Annotated in this window: 1 protein-coding gene; it reads right to left on the bottom strand. The window is 42.1% G+C overall.

Annotated features, from left to right (window positions below; all coding sequences use genetic code 11):
- The coding region (locus tag ACFODW_RS12315) for a transposase (RefSeq protein ID WP_390306890.1) at window positions 1-592 on the bottom strand (592 nt) is incomplete at its 3' end.
- Between the last annotated feature and the right edge of the window lie 12 nt (window positions 593-604).

Genomic DNA, 604 nt, shown 5'->3' with positions numbered 1-604 from the left:
CCTTCTTTTCATTGAGAGGCTTTTTTCCATGATTCACCCGATCCTGGGAGACAGCTTCATTGAGTTCATTGATATAATCAGCCGTTTCCACACTTACTTCTTGTTTGGAAAATTTCTTCTTATTGGCGTTGGCTTTCAAGTGAGTGGAGTCGGTGAAGAGCACTCTTCCTGACACCATACGGTGGTTCATCGCCTGTAGCACAATTTCATCGAAAACCTCCTGAAAGATATCCGTATCTTTAAAACGAGTTCGACGGTTCCAACTAATCGTGGAATGATGGGGCACCCTATCGGTTAAGTTCAATCCTAGGAACCAACGATAAGCAACATTCGTTTGGATTTGCCGTTCCAATTCACGTTCAGAACGGATGCCATAAAAATAACCAATAAACATCATCTTAAATAAAACCAGGGGGTCCAACGATGGACGACCATTATCTTCTGAATAGAGGGGACGCACTTTTTCCGGTATAAAGGAGAAATCTATGTATTGATCAATCTTGCGAAGCAAGTGGTCTTCAGGGACAAGTTCTTCTATGGTTACCATTTCCAGTTCATTTTGTCGATCTTTCATGGATTGAAACAAGTTCATCACCGCCTTTGG

The sequence above is a fragment of the Virgibacillus sediminis genome (assembly GCF_042643265.1).
Taxonomy (GTDB): Bacteria; Bacillota; Bacilli; order Bacillales; family Amphibacillaceae; genus Virgibacillus_O; species Virgibacillus_O sediminis.
The sequence above is the reverse complement of the archived record's forward strand: the minus strand, read 5'-3'. Positions and strand labels throughout refer to the sequence as shown.